This window comes from Massilia sp. 2TAF26 (assembly GCF_052115005.1).
Classification (GTDB): domain Bacteria; phylum Pseudomonadota; class Gammaproteobacteria; order Burkholderiales; family Burkholderiaceae_D; genus Telluria.
On sequence record NZ_JBFRFV010000020.1, the window covers coordinates 55,992 to 69,911 of the forward strand.

The 13,920-nt window shown below is 65.4% G+C and carries 14 protein-coding genes; 9 read left to right on the forward strand and 5 right to left on the reverse strand.

What is annotated here, in order from left to right; genetic code table 11:
• Window positions 1-20 precede the first annotated feature (20 nt).
• The 8 genes from AB4Z32_RS19375 (at window position 21) to bamC (ending at window position 7,024) form a co-directional block, all read left to right on the forward strand.
• On the forward strand, window positions 21-854 hold the full coding sequence (locus tag AB4Z32_RS19375) for a 3',5'-nucleoside bisphosphate phosphatase (RefSeq protein ID WP_442123497.1): 834 nt from the start codon (window positions 21-23) through the stop codon (window positions 852-854).
• Window positions 855-870: 16 nt separating this feature from the next.
• Window positions 871-1,767, forward strand: coding sequence for a protease HtpX (gene htpX / locus AB4Z32_RS19380; RefSeq protein WP_442123498.1), 897 nt, complete (start codon window positions 871-873; stop codon window positions 1,765-1,767).
• Window positions 1,764-2,387, forward strand: coding sequence for an L-threonylcarbamoyladenylate synthase (locus tag AB4Z32_RS19385; RefSeq protein WP_442123499.1), 624 nt, complete (start codon window positions 1,764-1,766; stop codon window positions 2,385-2,387). The genes htpX and AB4Z32_RS19385 overlap by 4 nt, the downstream gene beginning before the upstream one ends.
• Before the next feature lie 48 nt (window positions 2,388-2,435).
• Window positions 2,436-3,089, forward strand: coding sequence for a site-2 protease family protein (locus AB4Z32_RS19390; protein WP_442123500.1), 654 nt, complete (start codon window positions 2,436-2,438; stop codon window positions 3,087-3,089).
• A gap of 4 nt (window positions 3,090-3,093) precedes the next feature.
• Window positions 3,094-4,296 carry a tryptophan--tRNA ligase gene (locus tag AB4Z32_RS19395; protein WP_442123501.1) on the forward strand — a complete coding sequence of 401 codons (1,203 nt, stop codon included), beginning with the start codon at window positions 3,094-3,096 and terminating at the stop codon, window positions 4,294-4,296.
• Window positions 4,289-4,852: a class I SAM-dependent methyltransferase gene (locus tag AB4Z32_RS19400; RefSeq protein ID WP_442123502.1), complete on the forward strand. Its 564-nt coding sequence runs from the start codon at window positions 4,289-4,291 to the stop codon at window positions 4,850-4,852. The genes AB4Z32_RS19395 and AB4Z32_RS19400 overlap by 8 nt, the downstream gene beginning before the upstream one ends.
• 114 nt (window positions 4,853-4,966) lie before the next feature.
• Complete coding sequence (dapA, locus tag AB4Z32_RS19405; protein WP_442123503.1) at window positions 4,967-5,860, forward strand: 4-hydroxy-tetrahydrodipicolinate synthase; 894 nt, start codon at window positions 4,967-4,969, stop codon at window positions 5,858-5,860.
• A gap of 24 nt (window positions 5,861-5,884) precedes the next feature.
• The gene (gene bamC, locus AB4Z32_RS19410; RefSeq protein ID WP_442123541.1) at window positions 5,885-7,024 is read left to right on the forward strand and encodes an outer membrane protein assembly factor BamC; all 1,140 of its coding nucleotides are present in this window, start codon (window positions 5,885-5,887) and stop codon (window positions 7,022-7,024) included.
• Between the two features lie 155 nt (window positions 7,025-7,179).
• Here bamC and AB4Z32_RS19415 read toward each other — a convergent pair whose 3' ends face one another.
• The 3 genes from AB4Z32_RS19415 to AB4Z32_RS19425 all read right to left on the reverse strand — a co-directional run bounded on the left by AB4Z32_RS19415 (window position 7,180) and on the right by AB4Z32_RS19425 (window position 9,298).
• Window positions 7,180-7,449, reverse strand: coding sequence for a hypothetical protein (locus tag AB4Z32_RS19415; RefSeq protein WP_442123504.1), 270 nt, complete (start codon window positions 7,447-7,449; stop codon window positions 7,180-7,182).
• A gap of 238 nt (window positions 7,450-7,687) precedes the next feature.
• Window positions 7,688-8,158: a DUF7931 domain-containing protein gene (locus AB4Z32_RS19420; RefSeq protein ID WP_442123505.1), complete on the reverse strand. Its 471-nt coding sequence runs from the start codon at window positions 8,156-8,158 to the stop codon at window positions 7,688-7,690.
• An 18-nt stretch (window positions 8,159-8,176) separates the two neighbouring features.
• The gene (locus AB4Z32_RS19425; RefSeq protein ID WP_442123506.1) at window positions 8,177-9,298 is read right to left on the reverse strand and encodes a ribosomal protein uL16 3-hydroxylase; all 1,122 of its coding nucleotides are present in this window, start codon (window positions 9,296-9,298) and stop codon (window positions 8,177-8,179) included.
• A gap of 130 nt (window positions 9,299-9,428) precedes the next feature.
• On the opposite strand from AB4Z32_RS19425, the gene AB4Z32_RS19430 reads away from it, so the two are divergent.
• Window positions 9,429-9,974, forward strand: a complete 546-nt coding sequence (locus AB4Z32_RS19430; protein WP_442123507.1) for an FKBP-type peptidyl-prolyl cis-trans isomerase — start codon at window positions 9,429-9,431, stop codon at window positions 9,972-9,974.
• A gap of 75 nt (window positions 9,975-10,049) precedes the next feature.
• Here the strand turns inward: AB4Z32_RS19430 and AB4Z32_RS19435 are convergent, their stop codons facing one another.
• Together AB4Z32_RS19435 and mutS are read right to left on the reverse strand one after the other, a co-directional pair.
• Window positions 10,050-11,117: a hypothetical protein gene (locus AB4Z32_RS19435; protein WP_442123508.1), complete on the reverse strand. Its 1,068-nt coding sequence runs from the start codon at window positions 11,115-11,117 to the stop codon at window positions 10,050-10,052.
• A gap of 5 nt (window positions 11,118-11,122) precedes the next feature.
• A complete protein-coding gene (gene mutS / locus AB4Z32_RS19440) occupies window positions 11,123-13,822 on the reverse strand; it encodes a DNA mismatch repair protein MutS (RefSeq protein ID WP_442123509.1) in 2,700 nt (899 codons plus the stop codon).
• Between the last annotated feature and the right edge of the window lie 98 nt (window positions 13,823-13,920).

The following is a 13,920-nucleotide window of genomic DNA, read 5'->3' on the forward strand; positions in this document are numbered from 1 at the left end:
GATGCAGGTACAATGAAGGCATGCTGAAAGTCGATCTCCACTGCCATTCCAATGTCTCCGACGGCGTACTCGCGCCAGCCGCCGTCGCTGCCTATGCCCGCAAGGGCGGGGTCGACGTCTGGGCGCTGACCGACCACGACGAGGTCGGCGGCATCAAGGCGGCGCGCCAGGCTGCCGGCGAGCTCGGCATGCGCTTCGTGCCCGGTGTCGAGATTTCCGTCACCTGGGGCGGCGAAACCGTGCACGTGGTCGGCCTGCAGGTGAACGAGGACGAGCCCGCGCTGGTGCAGGGCCTGGCGGCAACCCGCCATGGGCGCGATGCGCGCGGCCGCGAGATCGCGACCCAGCTCGACCGCGCCGGCATTCCGAATGCCTACGAGGGCGCGCTCAAGTACGTCGGCAATCCCGACCTGCTGTCGCGCACCCATTTCGCGCGTTACCTGGTCGAGATCGGCGCCTGCGGCAGCACCGCCGAGGTGTTCCGCAAATACCTGACCGAAGGCAAGCCCGGCTATGTGCCGCACCGCTGGGCCGGCCTGGCCGAGGCGGTCGGCTGGATCCGCAAGGCCGGCGGCGTTCCCGTGATCGCCCACCCGGGCCGCTACCGTTTCACGCCGGTGGCCGAGGGCGCGCTGTTCGACGAGTTCAAGCAGCTGGGCGGCAATGCCATCGAAGTCGTCACCGGCAGCCACACGCCGGACCAGTACGAGACCTATGCGGAGACCGCGCGCCGCTACGGCTTCCTGGCGTCGCGCGGCACCGATTTCCATGCGCCGGGCGAGGCGAGGGTCGAATTCGACAAGCTGGCGCCGCTGCCGGCGGGCCTGACCCCGGTGTGGCACGACTGGTTCTGAGAGGAGGCTTCATCTCATGAAAAGAGTCATCCTGTTCCTGGCCACCAATCTTGCGGTGGTGCTCGTGCTGACCATCGTGCTCAACGTCCTCGGCGTCGGGCGCACGGTGGGGCCGGGCGGTCTCAACATCGGCGCCCTGGCGGTATTCTCGCTGGTGGTCGGCTTCACGGGTTCGATCATCTCGCTCCTGATGAGCAAACCGATGGCCAAGTGGAGCACCGGCGCGCGCGTGATCGAACAGCCGGGCAACGGCACCGAGGCCTGGCTGCTGAATACCGTGCGTTCGCTGGCCGAGCGCGCCGGCATCGCGATGCCGGAAGTGGCCGTGTACGACGGCGAGCCGAACGCCTTCGCCACCGGCGCCTTCAAGAACTCCTCGCTGGTGGCGGTGTCCACCGGCCTGCTGGCAAGCATGAACCATGAAGAGATCGAGGCCGTGCTCGGCCACGAGATCGCCCACGTGGCGAATGGCGACATGGTCACGCTGACCCTGATCCAGGGCGTGGTCAACACCTTCGTCGTGTTCCTGGCGCGGGTGGTCGGCTTCTTCGTCGACAGCATGCTGCGCCGGGGCGACAGCGACCGCGGTCCCGGCATCGGCTATGCCATTACCGTGTTCGTGTGCCAGATCGTGTTCGGCCTGGTTGCGTCCATCATCGTGGCCTGGTTCTCGCGCCAGCGCGAGTTCCGCGCGGACGCCGGCTCGGCCCGTCTGCTGAACAGCCCGCTGCCGATGCAGCATGCGCTGATGCGCCTGGGCGGCACCCACGCCGGCGGCCTGCCGCAGTCGATGGCGGCCTCCGGTATTGCCGGCGGCGGCAGTGGCTGGGGCGCCCTGTTCGCCACCCACCCGCCGATGGAAGAACGGATCGCGGCCCTGCAAACCCTGCAACAGCCGGGGTTTGCACGATGAGCCAATTCTTCGAGATCCATCCGGAAAACCCGCAGCCGCGCCTGATCCGCCAGGCCGCCCAGATCATCCAGTCGGGCGGCATCGTCGCCGTCCCGACCGACTCGGCCTATGCCCTGGTCTGCCGCCTCGACGACAAGGGCGCGGTCGAGAAGCTGCGCCGCATCCGCGGCGTCGACGAGAAGCACCACCTGACCCTGCTGGTGCGCGACCTGTCCGAAATCTCGACCTATGCGCGCGTCGACAACCGCCAGTACCGCCTGCTGAAGGCGGTCACGCCCGGCCCCTACACGCTGATCCTGGACGCCACCCATGAAGTGCCGCGCCGCCTGTCGCATCCTTCGCGCAAGACGATCGGCATCCGCGTGCCCGAGAGCCCGATCCTGCTGGCCCTGCTGGAAGAGCAGGGCGAGCCGCTGATCGGCACCACCCTGCAGCTGCCTGGGGACGACCACATGCTGTCCGATCCGGAAGAGGTGAGGGAGCGCCTCGGCAAGCAGCTCGACCTCATCATCGACGGCGGCGCCGGCACTCTCGAGCCAACCACCATCGTCGACCTGACCGGCGACGAGCCTGTGCTGCTGCGCGCAGGCCGCGGCGATCCGGCCGTCTTCGGCCTCTAGCCGGCCCTGACGGCCGGCCCGTCCGCGGCGTCTGTTAGAATCTCCTTTATGGATGAACTCATACGCAACCTCGCAGTCTATGCACTGCCCGTTCTTTTTGCGATCACGATGCACAACGCCGCCCAGGCGTATGCCGCAAAATATTTTGGAGACATGACGCCGTTCGCCGCCGGACGCGTCACCACCAACCCGCTGGCGCATATCGATCCTTTCGGTACCGTGATCCTGCCGATCATGCTGTATCTGGTTTCCGGCTTTGCCTTCGGCTACGCCAAGCCGCTGCCGATCGACTACGGCCGCCTGCGCAACCCGAAGCGCGACATGGCCTTCGTGGCGCTGGCCGGCACCGCCGCCAACTTCGCCATGGCGCTGCTGTGGCTGCTGCTCGGGATTTTCCTCGAATACTTCGGCGTCTCCGAACCATTCCCGAACCGGGTTGCCAAGGCAGGTGTCCTCACCAACCTGGTGCTGCTGGCCTTCAACCTGCTGCCGATCCCGCCGATGGACGGCGGCCGCATCGTCTTCAGCCTGCTGCCGAACAAGCTGGCCTATAAATACGCGAAGATCGAGCCCTACGGCTTCTTCATCCTGCTGGGCCTGATGCTGCTGAAGCTGCTGGCATACTGGGTGGTGCCGATCATGGCGGTGGCGAACCTGCTGCTGCAGCTGATCGTCTATCCGCTTAATCTCGTGCTTGGCTAAGCCCATGTTTCCCGATCGTGTCGTTTCCGGCATGCGCCCGACGGGGCACATGCACCTCGGCCATTACCATGGAGCCCTGAAGAACTGGATCCGCATGCAGTCCGAACTGCCTTGCCTGTTCTTCGTGGCCGACTGGCATGCCCTGACCACGCATTACGACGACCCGAGCATCATCGAAAAGAGCACCTGGGACATGGTGATCGACTGGCTCGCCGCCGGCATCGATCCGTCCCAGGCCACCATCTTCATCCAGTCGCGCGTGCCCGAGCACGCCGAGCTGCACCTGCTGCTGTCGATGGCCACGCCGCTGGGCTGGCTGGAGCGCGTGCCGACTTATAAAGACCAGATCGAGAACCTGGCCAACCGCGACCTCGCCACCTACGGCTTCCTCGGCTATCCGCTGCTGCAGGCGGCCGACGTGCTGATCTACCGCGCGACCCAGGTGCCGGTGGGTGAGGACCAGGTCCCGCACATCGAGATGATGCGAGAGATTGCGCGGCGCTTCAATCACCTGTATGGCAAGGAGCCGGGCTTCGAGCAGAAGGCGCTGGATGCCGTGAAAAAGCTCGGCAGCAAGCGCGCCAGGCTCTACACCGAGCTGCGCACCGCCTACCGCCAGGAAGGCGACGCCGCCGCGCTGGAACAGGCGCAGGCCATGCTGATCGATGCCGGCAGCCTGTCGAACATCGACCGGGAACGCCTGTTCGGCTACCTCGAAGGCAGCCACAAGATCATCCTGGTCGAGCCCCAGGTCAAGCTGACCGAGGCGTCCCGCCTGCCGGGCCTGGACGGCCGCAAGATGAGCAAGAGCTACGGCAATTCGATCTCGCTGCGCGAGGATCCGGCGTCAAGCACCAAGAAAATCCGCACCATGCCGACCGACCCCGCGCGTGTGCGCCGCAGCGACGCCGGCGATCCGCTCAAGTGCCCGGTGTGGCAGCTGCACGAGGTTTATTCGGACAGCGATACCAGGGACTGGGTCATGAAGGGCTGCACCAGCGCCGGCATCGGCTGCCTGGAGTGCAAGCAGCCGGTGGTGGAAGCCGTGCTGGCCGAGCAGGCGCCGATGCACGAGCGCGCCCAGCAATACCTGGACGATCCTTCGCTGGTGCGCGCCATCGTCGCCGACGGCTGCGAAAAGGCGCGCAAGCTGGCCCAGGAAACCATGCGCGACGTGCGCGAAGCGATGGGCTTGTCGTATGTCTGAGCGTATGTCCGAGGTGTCGCCATGGGTGGCGCGCTGGGCGCCGCTGGTGCCGAACGGGCGGGTGCTCGACCTGGCCTGCGGCAGCGGCCGCCATGCACGCCTGTTTGCCGGCCTGGGCCATCCCGTGACCGCACTCGACCGCGATGCCGGGGCGCTGGCCGCCGCGGCAGGGCCGGGCATCGTGACCTTGCAACACGACCTGGAAGCGCCGGGCGCGGTCTGGCCCATCGCGCCGGGCAGCCTGGCGGGACTCGTCGTCACCAACTACCTGCACCGCCCGCTGTTCGGCGATATCGCCGCGGCGCTGGCGCCGGATGGGGTGCTGATCTACGAAACTTTCGCCCACGGGAACGAAATCTTCGGCAAGCCGTCGAACCCGGACTTCCTGCTGAATCCCGGTGAGTTGCTGGAACTGGCCGCGCGCGGCGGCTTGCGCGTGGTGGCTTACGAGGATGGCGTCATCGATGCGCCGAAACCTGCGCGCGTACAGCGCCTGTGCGCGGTGGGGCCGGCCTTCGATCCCGGCATGGCAAATTTGGTTTCTGGTAATTTGTAACTGAGCTGTAAATGTCCGATAAGTGAGGTCATTTATCTAAGGCGTAATGAACCATAACCGCGGGCTATCCAGTACAATCGAATTTTTATTTATTAACGGCACGGTCCACTGATTATGATTAAGGGCAGCATAGTAGCAATCGTCACTCCGATGTTTGAAGACGGCAGTCTGGACAAAGACAGCCTCCGCAAACTGATCGACTGGCATGTTGCGGAGGGTACGGACGGCATCGTCATCGTCGGCACGACCGGCGAATCCGCCACCGTCAGCCCGGAAGAGCACTGCGAACTGATCAGGCTGACGGTCGAGCACGTCGCTGGCCGTATTCCGGTGATCGCCGGTTCGGGCGGTAACTCGACCGCCGAAGCGATCGCACTGACCCGCCATGCCAGGGACGTCGGCGCCGACGCCTCGCTGCAGGTGGTTCCGTACTACAACCGTCCGACCCAGGAAGGCATGTACCGGCACTTCAAGGCGATCGCGGAAGCGGTCGACCTGCCGGTGATCCTGTACAACGTGCCGGGCCGAACCGTGGCGGACATGAGCAACGAGACCGTGCTGCGGCTGGCGCCGATCGACAACATCGTCGGCATCAAGGATGCGACCGGCAACATCGGCCGCGGGGCCGAGCTGCTGCGCGACCTCGATCGCTCATTCGCCGGCGGCAAGCCTTTCGGCGTGTATTCGGGCGACGATCCGACCGCGATGGCGCTGATGCTGATGGGCGGCGCCGGCAATATCTCGGTGACGGCCAACGTCGCACCGCGCGCCATGCACGAGCTGTGCGAGGCGGCGATGGCGGGGCAGGTTGCCCGTGCTGTGGAAATCAATAACCGCGTGCTGTCGCTGCACAGCAAGCTGTTCGTAGAACCGAATCCGGTCCCGGTCAAATGGGCGCTGGCTGAAATGGGCAAGATGCCGGCGGGCCTGCGTTTGCCGCTGGCGCCGCTGTCCGCGCAATACCACGACACCGTACGCGCCGCGTTGCGCGACTCCGGCGTCCTTTGATAGCTTCAGACTCAGAACGACATGATGAATCGCAAGTTCAAGACTCACCACGCAGCCCGCACCGTCGCCCTGGCCACCGTGGCGCTCAGCCTGGCCGCCTGCACGACCGTGTTCGAATCGGATAAAGTGGACTACCGCTCGGCCAAGAAAGCCGCGCCGCTGGACATCCCGCCCGATCTGACCCAACTCCAGAAGGACAACCGCTACGCCGTGCCTGACGGCCGCGGCATCGCCACCGCTTCCGGCTTCCAGCAGGCACGCGGCACCCCGGCCGCCGGCCCGGCAGCCGTGAACGGCGCCGTGGGTCCGGTCTCGACCGATGCCGTGCGCATCGAGCGCGCCGGCAACCAGCGCTGGCTGGTGGTCAAGGAGACCCCGGAACAGCTGTGGCCGCAGCTCCAGGCCTTCTGGCCGAGCGTCGGTTTCACGGTGGAATCCGAGAACCTCCAGACCGGCATCATGGAGACCAACTGGGCCGAGAACCGCGCCAAGATCCCGCAAGACATCATTCGCCGCACCATCGGCAAGGTCTTCGATTCGGCCTACTCGACCGGCGAGCGCGACAAGTACCGCACCCGCCTGGAGCGCCGTCCGGACGGCTCGACCGAGATCTACATCAGCCACCGCGGTGCAGAGGAAGTGCTGGTTGGTCCGCAGAAGGAAAGCACGACCTGGACCTCGCGTCCGAGCGATCCGGGCCTGGAAGCCGAATTCCTGGGCCGCCTGATGGCCCAGCTGACCGGCCAGATCAAGCCGGCGGAAGTCAAGCAGGCCACCGAGGCCGTCGCCAGCGCCGCGCCGGAAGCCCAGCACGCCAAGCTGGAAAACGGCAAGGTCGTCGTCGACGAAGGCTTCGACCGCGCATGGCGCCGCGTCGGCCTGGCACTCGACCGCGTCGGCTTCACCGTCGAAGACCGCGACCGCGTGCAGGGCATTTACTTCGTGCGCTATGTCGATCCGGACAAGGCCAGCAAGGAAGGCTTCTTCAGCAAGCTGTTCGGCAGCGAAGACAAGAACAAGGAAGCCCAGCGCTACCGCGTGCTGGTCTCGGCGGTCCCGAACGCGACCACCACCGACATCACCGTCCAGAGCAACGACGGCAAGCCGGAGACCTCGGAAACCGGTGCCAAGATCCTGAAGCTGCTGGCGGATGAGCTGAAGTAATCGGGTTCGAGCCCAAAGAAAGACCGGCCTTTGGCCGGTTTTTTTATTGTTGACTCCAAAGCGTCATTCCCGCATTCGCGGAAATGACGTGTTCGGCTAGTACAGGCGTAAAAAAACCGGCCCGCAGGCCGGTTTTTTTCTGAAGCAATTCAGAATTACTTCGAAGCAGCCGGAGCAGCAGCAGCGGCAGCAGCGTCAGCAGCAGCCGAAGCGGCCGAAGCAGCAGCCGAAGCGGCCGAAGCAGCAGCCTCAGCAGCGGCCGGAGCGGCCGGGGTTGCAGCGGCGTCAGCCGGAGCGGCCGGAGCAGCAGCCGGAGCGGTGGCTTCAGCAGCCGGTGCCGGAGCAGCAGCAGGAGCTTCTTCTTTCTTGCTGCAAGCAGCCAGAGCAACAGCCAGCAGGGACACGATCAGCAGAGATTTTTTCATGATTTTTCCTTAGTAAATTCAAAAGGTAAGGTACATCTAATGCGATGAATAATTACCGGTAATTATCGCTCGTTAGGAATTTCGATACGGAATCTTCCTAACCCGATATTATAGCCAAATTTACTGAATCGCAATAGAAAACTCATGCCAGGATGGCACGTTTAGAGGTAACAACAACATTCATATTGTATCAACTTGTAACACGAATGTGCAGCTAGCGTGTCATAGGGAAACCGGCTCACAGCCCGGTCGTGGACGGGCTCAAACCCGGCTGCGATTCTTCCCAGATTGCCGCAAAACGCTCACGCGGGATTTCACTTTCTTGTGGCGCATCAAACGCCGCTTCGCCCCGTAAATGGTCGCTGTGGAAGCGCCGCACGAGGTGCACGCCGTCCGCGATGCAGAAGGAATCCGTGAGCTGGCGGATGCCGCGCCCGGTGAGCCGGCATTCGATCCGGTGGCCGTGGTCGCGCAGCAGGCGCAGGAAGCGCGGAAAGTGGCGCTCGGTGTGCGCGCTGTCATGCATCGCCAGGCGCAACCGGCCGCCGCCCAGAAAGAAGCGGCGCAGGGTAGTGTCGACATCCGGATCGCCCAGCGGGAATAGCGAGAAATCCGGATCGAACATGTCGAGCGAGGCCTGCGCCCGCTCCAGCACCGCGCGCAGCTGGCGCTGGAACTCGGCACGGGTGTCGAAGCGCAGGATGTCCATCGTGCTCAGTCTACGCCTTCAACCCAGTTCCAGCCAGCCGTCCGAATACCAGGTGTGGAGCGCTTCCAGCACGTCATCGGAGGCCTGGTCCAGCATCGCGCCGTCAAGGCCGCGCTGGTTTGCCAGCACGTCGAGCACGGCTTTGTCCGCACGGCCAACGGCAAACGATTCGCCGTTGATGAACACGTGCTTGCCGCGGTAGAGCATCAGGGTCTTGGCCGACAGCTTCAGCCCGCGCTTGGCGGCCTGTTCCATGAAGCGGCCCACGGTCAGCGGTTTGGCGACCGGCGTGAAGAACACATTGTGTTTGGGTTCGGACAGGTATTCACCCAGGAAGATGGTGACGTCTTCCTCGTCCCAGCGCACCTTGTTCAGTTCTTCGGTGATGCTGCTCAGCATGTCCTTCGGGATCTCGGCCGGATTCCTGGCCGGCTGCAGTTCCGGGTCGGCGTAGCGGCCCGGCAGGTCGATCGAATCGGCCATGAACTGCAGGAAGGCTTCGCCCAGTTCCTGGAAGGACGGGGAGCGGAAGCCGATCGAATAGGTCATGCATTCGCCCTCGGCCACGCCGTCATGGGCGTAGTGGGGCGGCAGGTAGAGCATGTCGCCCGGCTCGAGCACGAATTCCTCTTCCGGTTCGAAGTTGGCGAGGATCTTCAGTGGCAGGCCCTCGACCAGGCTCAGGTCCTGCTGGGCGCCGATGCGCCAGCGGCGCCGGCCCTGGGCCTGCAGCAGGAACACGTCGTAGGAATCGAAGTGGGGACCGACACCGCCGCCGTCGGTGGCGAAGCTGACCATCAGGTCGTCCAGGCGCGCGTCCGGTACGAAGCGGAATTCGCGCAGGAGTTCGTCGGCTTTCGGATCGTGCAGGTTGACGCCCTGGACCAGCATGGTCCACTCGCGCTCGCTGCGCGGCGGCAGTTCCTGGAGCGGGCCGTGCTGCATGTCCCATTGCTTGCCGGTCTGGGTGACGAGGCGCGATTCGACGTGGTTGAGCTTGGCCAGTTCGGCCAGCTTGTCGAATTTGAGCAGGGGTTTGAAACCGGGGATGGCCTGACGGATCAGCAGCGGCTTCTTGTGCCAGTAATCACGAAGAAACTGGGCGGGAGTAATGTTCCCGAGGAGCTGTAATTTTTTCATGCGACATTATAACCAGTGCTCGGAAGGCTTCGGCGAGCATCGCAGGCCGACAGTGCAACGCGCGGCAGGTTTGCGAGGCTTCCGCGTTAGCGGGGTTATAATCCGAGCCTTATCCACGAAAGGAAGCGCAATGAAGATTGCCCAGAACACGGTAGTATCGGTCAACTACAAGCTGTCCGACGCCCAGAACAACCTGATCGAAGATGGCGCCCAGCCGATGGTGTACCTGCACGGCGGCTACGAGAACACGCTGCCGAAGATCGAAGAGGAACTGGACGGCAAGGAAGTGGGCTACTCGTCGACCATCCAGATCGAGCCGGAAGACGCCTTCGGCGACTACGACCCGACCCTGCTGAAAGTCGAAGAGCGTTCGCGCCTGCCGGAGCCGCTCGAAGTCGGCATGCAGTTCGAAGGCGTTGCCGAGGGCGGCGAAGACGAACCGACCATCTTCACCGTCACCGAAATCGCGGACGACAAGGTCGTGCTCGACGGTAATCACCCGCTGGCCGGCATGGCCCTGCGCTTCGACCTGTCGGTCATCGACGTGCGCGCCGCCACGGCGGAAGAAATCGCCCACGGTCACGTGCACGGCGCTCACGGCCACCACCACGGCCATGACGACGACATGGACGACGGCGAGGAAGGCGACCACTTCCGCAGCCAGCCACTGAACTGATCGGCCTGGCCCGGCAACGGACCGCAACGCGCGGTCCGTGCTCATTTGCGCACTTTTTTCTGCTCGATTGAGCACTTATTTGGCGCTGTCCTTGCCTGCTTCCTTGACCGCCTTGGGATGACGCCCGTCGTCCTGTTTGTCCTGCTTTTCCGGCCTGGCCTTCGCGCCGGTATCTTCCAGCTCGCTCACCTTGAACAGGGTCCTGGCCCCCGGATCCACCGCGACGTCGATTTCGTCATGCCCGACCGATAGATGGCCCAGGTTGCCGCGCCATTCGATCGCCGGCTTCGCCCCTTTGGCCAGCGGCGCGCCGTCGACCAGCAGCACCTTGCCCGGGAATTTCTGCGCCAGCGCCAGCACCTGGCGGCGCGTCTCGGCAAAGCCGTCGTTGTCCGGCACCGCGCGGCGCAGCAGGGCGCGCAGGCCGGTCGGCTGCGACAGCGCCTTCAGGTCGCCTTCGCTGAACAGCACGATGGCTTCCGCCTTGTCGCGCCGGGCGATGGTGAACAGGCGGTTCAGCCAGAAGCGGTTGGCCACCAGCCGGTCTTCGTATTCGCTGTTGCGGCCCGCTTCCGTCAGGTAGTGATTGTTGTTGGCCGGGAGGTTGAGGGTGGCGTACAGCACCTTGCCGACCGACCAGTGGGCATTCTCCGCATAGCTGCGAAAACGCGGGCTCATCGACTGGCGCGTGAGCGGCAGCTTGCGCGCGCCCAGCGATTTCGGCTCGCCGTAGAACAGTTCGCGCATGCGGTTCAGGCGCTCGATCGCATTCGAGCGGCCGGCGCTGTTGCGGCACTCGGTCCAGTCGCTGGCGGCCGGCACCACGATGGCGGGCCGGCGCGCATCGCCGATCAGCTCGCGCCGCTGCTGGTAGACCTTGTCGCTGCAGGCTTCCTTGACGCCCTTGATGCCGGTGACCACCATGAAGGCGCTCGACTGGTCGTCGCTCTGGTCCAGGGCCTGCTTCAGGCGTCCTTCGAAGCCGTCGGCGAAGCTGTGGCCGATCACCGCGAAGGTGTGCGCCTCGTCGGCTTCCTTCGTGGCTTTCGCGCCTTTCGTATCCTTGGCCGCCAGCGCGCCGGCCGAGACCAGCAAGGCGGTCAGCAGGATGCCGATGCGCCGGCGCGCGCGTGGACCGGTCAAGCGCATTATGCGCTGGCCAGGCGCTTGAGCTCGTACAGGCGCTCGAGCGCTTCGCGCGGGGTCAGGGCATCCGGATCGATGGTGTCGAGCAGCAGCAGGGCGGGCGACTCCTCGGCTGCCGGCGCCGCCGCTGCCATGGCTTGCGCCGCGGTGGTGGGCGCCGGTTCGGCATCGGCATCGTCGCAGGGCGGTGCGGCGAACAGGTCGAGCTGGGGCGTGGCGTCCAGCGCCTGCGATTCCAGCCGCGCCAGGTGCTTGCGCGCGGCGCGGATCACCGCGGGCGGCACGCCGGCCAGTTGCGCCACCTGCAGGCCGTAGCTCTGCGAAGCCGGGCCGTCCTGGACCGCGTGCAGGAACACGATGCTGTCCTTGTGCTCGACCGCCGACAGGTGCACGTTGGCCGCGCTCGGATGGGCTTCCGGCAGCTGGGTCAGCTCGAAATAGTGGGTCGCGAACAGCGTGAAGCTGCGGCTGCTGTCGATCAGGTGGCGCGCGATCGCCCAGGCCAGGGCCAGGCCGTCGAAGGTCGAGGTGCCGCGGCCCACTTCGTCCATCAGCACCAGCGAATGCTCGGTGGCGCCGTTCAGGATCGCCGCCGATTCCGTCATCTCGACCATGAAGGTGGAGCGACCGTTGGCCAGGTCGTCGGAGGCGCCGATGCGGGTGAAGATGCGGTCGATCGGGCCGATGGTAGCAAGGGTCGCGGGAACATAGCTGCCCACGTAGGCCAGCAGCGTGATCAGGGCGACCTGGCGCATGAAGGTCGATTTACCGCCCATGTTCGGACCGGTAATCAGGAGCAGGCGCTTGTCGTTCGACAGGGCGCAATCGTTGGCGATGAAGCGCTCGATCTGGTTCTCGACCACCGGATGGCGGCCCTCGACGATGGTCAGGCAAGGGGCATCCACCAACTGCGGACGGCACCAGTTGTTGCGCGTCGCATGCGAAGCCAGCGCCACAAGCGCGTCGACCTGGGCGATGCCGCCGGCGACCTTCTGCAGGCAGACGATGTGCGGGGCCAGGTCGCCGAGCAGCTGGTCGTACAGCAGCTTCTCGCGCGAGAGGGCGCGGTCCTGGGCAGACAAGGCCTTGTCTTCGAAGGCCTTCAGTTCCGGCGTGATGTAGCGCTCGCAGTTCTTGAGGGTCTGGCGGCGGCGATAGTCCTCGGGCACCTTGTCGGCCTGGCCGTTGGTGACTTCGATGTAGAAGCCATGCACCTTGTTGTACTCGACGCGCAGGTTGGCGATGCCGGTGCGGGCGCGTTCGCGGGTCTCGAGATCGACCAGGAACTGACCGGCGTTCTCGGACAGCGCGCGCAGCTCGTCCAGTTCGGCGTCGAAGCCGCGTGCGAACACGCCGCCGTCGCGCACCATGGCGGCCGGTTCCTCGGCGATGGCGCGGGCCAGCAGGTCCAGGCAATCCTCGGGGATCGCGATGGCTTCATGAATGTCGCGCAGCAGCTTGGCGTCGCCCGGGATGAAGCAGCGCGCCACCTGCTCGCGCAGCACCGGCAGCTGTTTCAGGCCGTCGCGCAGGGCGGCCAGGTCGCGCGGGCGCACGGTCAGCAGGGCGATGCGGGTGGTGATGCGCTCGACGTCCGGCACATGGGCCAGCGTGCCCGAGAGGGTGGCCATGGCATCGTGTTCGGCCAGCGCGGCGATCGCCTCGTGGCGGCCGCGCGCCACCGACTGGTCGCGCTTCGCATGGTGCAGCCAGTGGCGCAGCAGGCGCGAACCCATCGCGGTGCGGCAGCCGTCCAGCAGCGAAAACAGGGTAGGTGCTTCGGTACCGCGGATGGTCTCGGTCAGTTCCAGGTTGCGGCGGGTGGCGGCATCGAGGCCGATGAATTCGCTCTCGGATTCGACGGCCAGGCTCTTCACGTGCTGCAGGCCGCGTCCCTGCGTCGACTGGGCGTAGCGCAGCAGCGCGCCGGCCGCACCGAAGGCGGCGCCGAGGCCGTCCGCGCCGAAGCCGCTCAGGGTCGACACGCCGAGCTGGTCGAGCAGGGCCTTGTGGCCGTGCACCACTTCGAAATGCCACTCGGGCACGCGCTGGTTGTGGCCGATGCTGGTCTCTTCGAACATGTCGCCGCCGTTGGCGTCCGCGCGCAGCACTTCGGCCGGTGCGATCCGTTCCAGTTCCTGCACCAGGCGCAGGGCGGCGGTCTTCGAATCCGCCGTGAACTCCATCAGCTTCAATGCGCCGCTGGCCAGCGACAGCCAGGCCAGGCCGGTGGTCACCTGCTTGCGGTTCGGGACCGTGCACACGGCCAGCAGCGGACGCTCGGCCTTCTCCGGCAGCAGGTCCGAATCGGTCAGGGTGCCCGGCGTGACCACGCGCACCACCTTGCGCTCGACCGGCCCTTTGGACAGGGCCGGATCGCCGATCTGTTCGCAGATCGCGCAGGACTCGCCCAGCTTGACCAGCTTGGCCAGGTAGGGGTCGAGCGAGTGGAAGGGCACGCCCGCCATCTTGATCGGATTGCCGTTCGAGTTGCCGCGTGCCGTCAGCGTGATGCCCAGGATGCGCGCGGCCTTCTCGGCGTCCTCGAAGAACAGCTCGTAGAAGTCGCCCATGCGGTAGAAGACCAGCATGGTCGGGTACTCTCCCTTGATCCGGAGGTACTGTTGCATCATCGGCGTGTGTTTTTCGGCGGTGGCAAGAGCCTTGGCCGCGGCGGCATTGATTTCGTGTGGGACGTTCATGGCTTGGCAATTTGAAGCCCGGCAGGTGGCCGGGCGCGCCATTTTACCGCGTTAGGGCTGGGCGGGGAGAGCCAAGGAGATTGTTTGGCAACAGTCGG